Source organism: Micromonospora okii, assembly GCF_020884795.1.
GTDB lineage: Bacteria > Actinomycetota > Actinomycetes > Mycobacteriales > Micromonosporaceae > Micromonospora > Micromonospora okii.
On the sequence record NZ_BBZF01000024.1, the window covers coordinates 206,763 to 215,522 of the forward strand.

The 8,760-nt window shown below is 75.2% G+C and carries 6 protein-coding genes; 2 read left to right on the forward strand and 4 right to left on the reverse strand.

Annotated elements, in window-relative coordinates:
• Nucleotides 1–243: 243 nt before the first annotated feature.
• The 3 genes from LPU43_RS24125 to LPU43_RS24135 all read right to left on the reverse strand — a co-directional run bounded on the left by LPU43_RS24125 (nucleotide 244) and on the right by LPU43_RS24135 (nucleotide 4,598).
• The gene (locus LPU43_RS24125; protein WP_229402794.1) at nucleotides 244–1,020 is read right to left on the reverse strand and encodes a peptidase; all 777 of its coding nucleotides are present in this window, start codon (nucleotides 1,018–1,020) and stop codon (nucleotides 244–246) included.
• Nucleotides 1,021–1,022: 2 nt separating this feature from the next.
• Nucleotides 1,023–2,354, reverse strand: coding sequence for a VWA domain-containing protein (locus tag LPU43_RS24130; protein ID WP_229402795.1), 1,332 nt, complete (start codon nucleotides 2,352–2,354; stop codon nucleotides 1,023–1,025).
• A 540-nt stretch (nucleotides 2,355–2,894) separates the two neighbouring features.
• Nucleotides 2,895–4,598 carry a dolichyl-phosphate-mannose--protein mannosyltransferase gene (locus tag LPU43_RS24135; protein WP_373321803.1) on the reverse strand — a complete coding sequence of 568 codons (1,704 nt, stop codon included), beginning with the start codon at nucleotides 4,596–4,598 and terminating at the stop codon, nucleotides 2,895–2,897.
• Between the two features lie 92 nt (nucleotides 4,599–4,690).
• On the opposite strand from LPU43_RS24135, the gene rsmI reads away from it, so the two are divergent.
• Nucleotides 4,691–5,533 carry a 16S rRNA (cytidine(1402)-2'-O)-methyltransferase gene (rsmI, locus tag LPU43_RS24140; RefSeq protein WP_229402812.1) on the forward strand — a complete coding sequence of 281 codons (843 nt, stop codon included), beginning with the start codon at nucleotides 4,691–4,693 and terminating at the stop codon, nucleotides 5,531–5,533.
• Between the two features lie 109 nt (nucleotides 5,534–5,642).
• Here rsmI and LPU43_RS24145 read toward each other — a convergent pair whose 3' ends face one another.
• Nucleotides 5,643–6,764, reverse strand: a complete 1,122-nt coding sequence (locus LPU43_RS24145) for a hypothetical protein (protein ID WP_373321804.1) — start codon at nucleotides 6,762–6,764, stop codon at nucleotides 5,643–5,645.
• 196 nt (nucleotides 6,765–6,960) lie between these two features.
• Here LPU43_RS24145 and metG point away from each other — a divergent pair.
• Nucleotides 6,961–8,760, forward strand: a 1,800-nt coding sequence (gene metG, locus LPU43_RS24150) for a methionine--tRNA ligase (protein WP_229402796.1), incomplete at its 3' end; no start/stop codon positions are given.

An 8,760-nucleotide genomic window follows, 5' to 3' on the forward strand; every position in this document is an offset into this window, starting at 1 on the left:
CGACCGTTGCGCCCCCCGTGGCGGGGCCGGGCAGGTACCGGATGCTCATCGAGGCCGAACGTACCGCAGCCGGGCGACACCCCGACACCCCCGCCTCGTGCCGGCCGCCGGCCCGCCTCGCGCCATGGTCAGCTCGCGCCGGCCCCCTCGTGTCGTGGTCAACTCGCACCGGCCCGCCTCGTGCCGTGGTCAACCCGCCCTGCGCCGGTGGCCGCCCCGGTGCGGGGCGGCCACCGGACCGGTTCAGGGGCGGCGCGGGCGGCGGGTCAGCGCGAAGCCGACCACGCCGGCCACCGCGGCGAGCACGCCGCCGGTCGTGGTCCAGATCCACCGCGACGACAGGTCGGGCAGCCAGCCGTCGAGGAAACCCTCGTCGTCCTCCTCGGCCGGCGTCGCCGGCTCGGCGGTCAACACCGTCCCGGCCTTCGTGTTCGGCACCAGCGGCGCGCTCAGCTCCCCGTCGTCGGGGGCATCGCCGTCGCCGACGGCGGAGACCAGCAGCTCCACGTCGACGGGCAGGCCGAGGTCCGGCTCCGGCAGGTCCACGACCGAGAGCCGCACGTAGTACGTGCCGGGCAGCGGGTCGGCCGACCACGGTTCCGCCCACGACCGGACCTGGCGCAGCGTGCAGCCGAGCGCGACGCTGGTCGCCGACGCCGCGGCGGTCGGGGTCTGCGCCCCCGCCGTGCACGCCTGCCGGCGGCGCAGCCCGTCGAAGACCTCGACGGTCCAGGTGGAGGCGCCGGTGCGGCCCTTGGGGAAGGTGACCGTGCCGGTGATCTCGTGCACCTGGCCGGCGTCGGCCGGGAAGGACCAGTACAGGTAGTCGCCGGTCGAGGCCCCCACCCGGACCGGCTGACCGGCGGTGATCCCGGTCGCGGTGAGGAACGAGGTGCCGGCCTTGGTGACCGTCGCGGCGCCGGGGGAGGGGGTGGGCGCGGCCAGCGCGGGGGCGGCCGGCAGCGTGAGCGCGGCGGCGGCGACCAGCGCCGCCCCCGAACGGATCAGCGGGGTACGCATCGTCAGTTCTCCCTCCAGGTCGCGACCCACCAGCGGGTGAGCAGGCCGGCGACGAGGCCGGTGGCCAGCCCGGCCAGGGTCAGCAGCACCAGCAGCCACCACCCCCGGCCCAGGTCCGGCCCGGCCGGGGCCGGCGACGACGCGACCACGTCGACGGTCAACTCGATCGGCATTCCCGGGGTGGCCCGGGTGCCGGGGCGGGGGGCGAACGCGTTGCTGACCACCAGGCAGACCGTGGTCGGGGCGGCGTCGACGCCGCCCGGGGCCGGGGTCTCCCCGCCCTCGGCGTCGTCGGCGTCCCGGGCCTCGTCGGCGTCCTCGGCGTCGGCGTCGGCCGACCAGCGCAGGCCGGCGGAGACCACGTCGGTCCGGCCGCTGCCGGCGTCCACGCCCCGGACCAGCTCCCGGCCGTCGGGGGCGGTGGCCCGCAGCAGCACCCCGTGGTCGGGGGCGACCGGGCGGTCCAGCGCGATGCTCACCGAGGCGCGCAGCTCCTGCCCGGCGCGCACCGGAACCCGGTACCAGCGGTGCTCGGAGAATCGCTCCCGGTCGGTGTAGACGCCGGGGGCGAGCAGCGGGGCGTCCGGGCAACGGGCGGAGCCGCCCACCACGGCCGGCGCGGCCGTGTACGTGTCCCGGGCCCGGTCGACGAGCTGCTTGATCCGGCCGGTCAGCTCGTCGGCGCTCTGCGCGGCCGTGTACGTCCCGCCGGTCGCCCCGGCGATGCAGAGCAGTTGCCGGCGCACCTTCTCGTCCGGGGCGAGGCCGAGGGTGTCCACCACCAGCTTCGTGCCCTGCGCGGCCAGCTCCCGGGCCACCTCGCACGGGTCCGGCGGGGCGCAGGTGTCCTCGCCGTCGGTGATCAGCACGATCCGGCGGGCGGTCGCGCCGGAGCCGAGGTCCTCGGCGGCCGAGCGCAGCGCCAGGCCGACCGGGGTGAAGCCGGTGGGCCGGAGGGTGGCCACGGCGGCCTTGGCCTGCGTGCGGTCCACCGGGCCGACGGGCACGATCTGCTGGGTGTCCTGGCAGCCGACCTTCTTGTCCTTGCCCTTGTAGGTGGCCCCGAGCACCCTGATGCCGAGCTGCGTCTCCTCGGGCAGCGCGTCCACGACCTCGTTGAACGCCTGCTGCGCCACCGAGATCCGGCTGCGCCCGTCGATGTCCCTGGCCCGCATCGAGCCGCTGACGTCGAGGACCAGTTCGACCCTGGGTGGTCCGGCGGGGGTTTCCTCGTCCGCCCGGGCGGGTGCGCCCGGCGCGACCACCGTGCCGAGCAGGACGGTCGCCGCCAGCAGCCCGCGGATGACGGCTGTCGATCGTCTGTTGTTGATCACCGGGCGGATTCTAGTGAGATCCACAGGGGAGGCTCGGGCAGCCCCGACCGCCGGGCCCGCCCGGTGGCGCGGCGTCGGCGAGACCCCGCCGATAACTGTCGGTTAGCTGTCGGACGTAAACCATTCGGCGGGGTGACGTTCATCGGAAATCTGACCTGAGTCGGACCGTTGTGCCGGTGGTGCACGGTGGCTAAGCTCTTGTTGCGCGCCCCAATCGCCCGCTTCCCCCGTGGCAGGCGATCGGGGCGCGCTTCTGTGTGCCCGGGGCCGACCCGCCGGCCTGCGCGCAGGCGTCCGCGCCCCGCCGCCGGTCACCCGGTGTCCGATATCCAGACCAAAACCGCGCACCGACCGGCCTCCCACCGCTCGGTCACCCGACGCGCAGGGCCGCGCCGGCCCGGCCGCGCCGGCCCTGCCCGCCCCACCGCGCCGGCCCCGCCCGGCTCGTTGATCAAGAAGTTTGGGTCTGCGGTGGGCCCGATCCCGACGCAAACCTCTTGATCAATGGGGTGGGGCGGGGGAGAAGCCCGGCCGGTGACGTCAGATCCAACGGCCGTCCAGCCACATCCGGGCAGACCACTCCGCGTACGGCAGCAGCTTGCCCACGAAGATCGGATAGAAGTACGCGAAGCAGAGCGTGAACAGCAGCAGGTACGCGCCCACGGCGATGCTGCCCACCAGCCGGCGTTCGGCCACGTCGTCGTCGGAGCCGGCGGACGCCCGCCCCGCCCGGGCGGTGGCCGGCGTGGCGATCGCGCCGAGCACGTAGACCACCGCCAGCACCAGGAACGGCAGGGCCGGCGCGGCGTAGAAGGAGAACATGGTGCGGCCGTCGAGGGCGAACCAGAACCAGGGGAGCAGGCCGGCGGCCACGCAGAGCAGGATCGCCCCGGCCCGCCAGTCCCGCCGCGCCAGGCCGATCCAGGCCGCCCCGACCAGGGCCGGCAGGAACGACCACCACAGCAGCGGCGTGCCCAGCAGCAGGATCTCCGCGGCGCAGCTCGGCGCGCCACACGCGCCCTCGCCCGACCAGTAGAAGGCCACCGGGCGGCCGAGCAACAGCCACTGCCAGGGCCAGGACTGGTACTTGTGCTCGTCGTCGAGCTGCGTGTGGAAGCCGTACGCGGCCTTGTGGTACTCCCACAGGTTGTTCAGCGCCCCGATGAACGGGGTGTCGCTCAGGGCGGGGTTGCCGGGGACGGCCCGCCGGTAGTAGCCGTCGTCGCTGAGCAGCCAGCCCGACCAGGTCGCGACGTAGGTGACGACCATGACCACGCCGGCCAGCGCGAGCCAGGGCAGCTCGCCGCGCAGGGCCTCCCGCCACGGCCGGGGCACCCCGGCGGAGCGGCGCACGCCGACCTCCCAGAGCAGGGCCAGCAGCGCGAAGGCCGGCAGGAAGTAGATCGCGCTCCACTTCACGGAGCAGGCGCAGCCGAGCAGCGCCCCGGCCGCCAGCCGCCACCACGGCCAGTTCCGCCAGCCGCCGGCCGGCCGCCCGGCCCGCCCCGGCAGGGTCGGATCGAGGCCGGCGTCCAGGGCGCGGCTCCACCGCCGCCGCCGGGCGTCCCGGTCGAGGACCAGCGCGCCGAACGCGGCCAGCACGAACAGCAGCAGGAAGATGTCGAGCAGGGCGGTGCGGGAGAGCACCAGGTGGAAGCCGTCCAGGGCGAGCAGCAGGCCGGCGGCGCAGCCGAGCACGGTGGAGCGGAACAGCCGGCGGCCGATGCGGACCAGCAGCAGCACGGACAGGGTGCCGGCGAGCGCGGCGCCGAAGCGCCAGGCGAACTCCGGCGCGGTGGTCATCAGGTGCCCCGGCACGGAGATGTTGTGCTCCGCGTCGGCGTACCCGAACGCCCACTCGCCGAGCCCGATCAGCCACTTGCCCAGCGGCGGGTGCACCACGTACGAGGCGGCGTTGTCCTTGTAGTTCCACTCGACGCCCCGCTCGACCAGCCCCCAGGCGTCGCGGGCGTAGTAGATCTCGTCGAAGACCTTGCCCTTGGGGCCGCTGAGGCCGACGAAGCGCACGATCGCCGCGATCGCCACCACCACGGCGGTGGCCAGCCACGAGTACCCGTCCAGCCGGGCCTCGACGGTGGCCAGCCGGCGCCGCACGATCGCCGGGACGCCCCGGTTGGAGGTCGGTGGAGCCTCGGGTGCCTCGGTCGCGTCGCCGGCAGCCCCGGCGTGCTCCGATCCCGTTTGGCCCGCGCTCGCGCTCTGCGCTGTCGACGCACTCGTCACGCTGCGATCGTAGGCTGCGGAGGTGCCCGGTGGCGCCCGTCGTCTCCGATACCGGTACAACTGTCGATGAAGGAGTGCGTGTCGTGGGTGAAATGCCGGAATCTGGCCGCCTGATCCTCCTCGGCGCGCCACTCGGCAACCCGGCCGACGCGTCCGCCCGGTTCCGTGAGGTGCTCGCCGCCGCCGACGTGGTGGCCGCCGAGGACACCCGCCGGCTCACCCGGCTGGCCCGGGATCTCGACGTGACCGTTCCCGGCCGGATCGTCTCCTACTTCGAGGGCAACGAGGAGCGTCGCACCCCCGAACTGGTCGAGGTGCTCCGCGCGGGGTACGTCGTCGCGCTCGTCACCGACGGCGGGATGCCCAGCGTCTCCGACCCCGGGTACCGGCTGGTCCGGGGCGCCCTGGACGCCGGGGTGCCGGTCACCGCCGCCCCCGGGCCCAGTGCCGTCACCACGGCCCTGGCCCTGTCCGGCCTGCCCAGCGACCGGTTCTGCTTCGAGGGCTTCCTGCCCCGCACGCCCGGGGCGCGGCGGTCGCGGCTGCGCGCCCTGGCCGCCGAGGAGCGGACCCTGGTCCTGTTCGAGGCACCGCACCGGATCGCCGGGGCGCTGACCGACCTGGCCGCCGAGTTCGGGGCCGACCGCCCCGCCGCGCTGTGCCGGGAGCTGACCAAGACGTACGAGGAGGTCGTGCGCCGCCCGCTGGGCGAGCTGGCGACGTGGGCCGCCGGGAGCGGGCCGCGCGGCGAGATCACCCTCGTGGTGGCCGGTGCGCCGCCGGCCGCCGCCCGCCGCCCCGACGACGAGACGCTGCGCGCCGCCGTCGCCGAGCGGGAGGCCGCCGGGCTGTCCCGGCGCGACGCGATCACCGAGGTCGCCACCGAGCACGGCCTGCGCCGACGCGACCTCTACACCGTCGTGCACACGGTGTAAGGAAGGGCACCTTATTAACGCATTCGGTAGAGGAAGGGTCCCTTCCTAACCTCGTCCGGCGGGCGGGTCGCCGGCGGGCGGAGCGGGCGGGGCGGTCGGGGCAGGCGGGTCACCAGGCGGCGGCGAGGAACCCCGCGGTGATCACGAGCGGGCCCGCCACGGCAACCGTCACCGCCCAGCGGCGGGCCCGTCGGTCGGCGAGCCGGGTCGCGCCGGTGTACCGGGCGATCCCCGCGCCGCAGGCGAGCACCAGCGCCAGCCCGAGCAGCCAGCGCAGGTGCCGGGCCGCGCCCGTGTCGGCGTACGCGGTGTCGCCGTCCGGGCCGGTCATCCGGGCCGGCAGGGTGGCCTCGGCGGCGGCGCGCTCGCCGGGGACCCCGCTGATGCGCACCCCGAAGGCGACGAACCGGTCGCCGTCGGCGGTGAAGATCCCCCGGCAGCGCTGCGTCAGCCCGCCGCCGGTGCACTCGCCGACGACCGCGCTGCCGCCGGTGCCGTGCCCGACGGCCAGCCAGAACGGGCCGGCGCTCACCCAGGCGAAGAACGCGGCGAGCAGGCTCAGCGCCAGCAGCGCCGAGAGCCCCTGCCAGGGTTGCGGCGGGTGCGGTCGGCGGTCGGCGGTCCGCCGCCGACGCAGGCGCACGCCCGAGGCGGGGTCGAGGCCCCGCCACCACCAGCGCCGCCGGCCGTGCTCCTCGCGCAGCGGCGTGCCGTCCCAGTGCGCCTGCTCGATCGGCGCCCAGAACAGCCCCTCGTCGTCGGCCCGCGCGCCCGCGCCGGGAGTCGGTCCGATCCGGCCGCCGGGCTGCCGGACCGGGACCCGACGGGGTACGGCGTCGACGGGCGCGCCGGTGGTCGGCTCCACCTCCACCGGGCGGTGCGGGCGGCCGGTCGACTGCTCGGGCGGGCCGGGCGCGCCAGGACCCCCGGCCGCAGCGGGCGGCGGTCCGGGGTCGCCGGACGGCCCGGGGCGGGGGTGCGGCGCGCCAGGACCCCCGGCCGGGGCGGGATTGCCGGCCGGGACGGGACCGCCGGCCGGAACGGGATTGCCCGGCGCACCGGGGTCGCCCGGCGGGGCGGGCGGCGTACCGAGCTCGCCCGGCGGGCCGGGGCGGGGGTGCGGCGCGACCGGGGCGGGCCGGGGCGGCGGTCCGGGGTCGTCGTCGGCCGCCGGGCCGGAGGACGCGTCCTCGTGCTCCGGGCCGGCTCGTCTGCCAGTCACGGCGTTCATTGGACACCGCCCGGGGCCGGATGAAGGGCAGCTCAGGCCGCGTGTCGGCGACAATTCGGGCGGGGAGAGGATCGGCCGGGGCGAGGTCGTGCCGCGTGCCGCACCGGGCCGTCGCGGCGGCCCGACCCGGCGCGCGGCGCGTCGGCAGCCCCATTGGTTCGCGGGGCGCGCGAGGCGGTCACTAGGCTTGCTGGTCATGAGTCACGTTCTCGCGGCGGTAGCCTGGCCGTACGCCAACGGCCCGCGCCACATCGGCCACGTCTCCGGTTTCGGCGTTCCCTCCGACGTCTTCGCCCGGTACATGCGCATGGCCGGCCACGACGTGCTCATGGTCTCCGGCACCGACGAGCACGGCACCCCGATCCAGGTGCAGGCCGACGCCGAGGGGGTCACCCCGCGCGAGCTGGCCGACCGGTACAACCGGGTGATCGCCGAGGACCTCCGGGCGCTCGGGCTGTCGTACGACCTGTTCACCCGCACCACCACCCGCAACCACTACGCCGTGGTGCAGGAGGTGTTCGCCGGGCTGCACCGCAACGGCTACATCGTCCCGAAGGTCACCATCGGCGCCATCTCCCCGTCGACGGGGCGCACCCTGCCCGACCGCTACATCGAGGGCACCTGCCCGATCTGCGGGTACGACAGCGCCCGGGGCGACCAGTGCGACAACTGCGGCAACCAGCTCGACCCGGTCGACCTGATCAACCCCAAGTCGAAGATCAACGGCGAGACGCCGGAGTTCGTCGAGACGGAGCACTTCTTCCTCGACCTGCCGGCCCTGGCCGACGCGCTGCGGCGGTGGCTGGACAGCCGGGAGGGCTGGCGGCCCAACGTGCTGCGGTTCTCGAAGAACCTGCTCGACGACCTCCAGCCCCGGGCGATCACCCGTGACCTGGAGTGGGGTGTGCCGATCCCCCTCGACGGCTGGCGGGACCGCCCCGACAAGCGCATCTACGTCTGGTTCGACGCGGTCATCGGCTACCTCTCCGCCTCCATCGAGTGGGCCCGCCGCACCGGCGACCCGGAGGCGTGGCGCAAGTGGTGGTCCGCCGACGCCGAGGGCAAGGACGCCCTGGGCTACTACTTCATGGGCAAGGACAACATCGTCTTCCACTCGGTGATCTGGCCGGCGCTGCTCGGCGGGTACTCCGGCGCGGGCGACCGCGACGGCTCACCGGGCGCCCTGGGCCGGCTCAACCTGCCCACCGAGGTGGTCTCCAGCGAGTACCTCACCATGGAGGGGCGCAAGTTCTCCTCGTCCCGCAAGGTCGTCATCTACGTGCGGGACTTCCTCGAGCGGTACGACGCGGACGCGCTGCGCTACTTCATCGCCGTCGCCGGCCCGGAGAGCAACGACACGGACTTCACCTGGGCGGAGTTCCTCCGCCGCAACAACGACGAGCTGGTGGCCGGCTGGGGGAACCTGGTCAACCGGTCCGTCTCGATGGCGGCGAAGAACTTCGGCGCGATCCCGCCGGTCGACCCGGCCGGGCTCACCGAGGCCGACGAGGCGCTGCTCGCCACCGCGCGGACCGGCTTCGCGACCGTCGGCGACCTGATCGCCCGGCACCGGCAGAAGCAGGCCATCGGCGAGGCCATGCGGGTCGTCGCCGAGGCCAACCGGTACCTCTCCGAGCAGGCCCCCTGGAAACTCAAGGGCGAGGACGACAAGCCCCGGATGGGCACGATCCTGCACGTCGCCCTCCAGGTCGTCAGCGACGCGAACACGCTGCTCACGCCGTTCCTGCCGCACTCCGCGCAGAAGATCCACGAGCTGCTCGGCGGCACCGGCGTGCACGCGCCGATGCCGGTGATCTCCGAGGTCGACGACCTCGACGGCGGGCCGGCGTACCCGGTGCTGACCGGGGACTACACGGTCGGCGCGCGCTGGGAGTCCGTACCGCTGCAGGTGGGCCGGCCGCTCGCGGCGCCGAAGCCGGTCTTCCGCAAGCTCGACCCGTCGATCGTCGAGGAGGAGCTGGCCCGGCTCGCCGGC

Coding starts and splice junctions, on each gene's coding strand:
- LPU43_RS24125 (WP_229402794.1), bottom strand. CDS start 1,020: ATGCGTACCCCGCTGATCCGTTCGGGGGCGGCGCTGGTCGCCGCCGCC.
- rsmI (WP_229402812.1), top strand. CDS start 4,691: ATGCCGGAATCTGGCCGCCTGATCCTCCTCGGCGCGCCACTCGGCAAC.
- LPU43_RS24145 (WP_373321804.1), bottom strand. CDS start 6,764: ATGAACGCCGTGACTGGCAGACGAGCCGGCCCGGAGCACGAGGACGCG.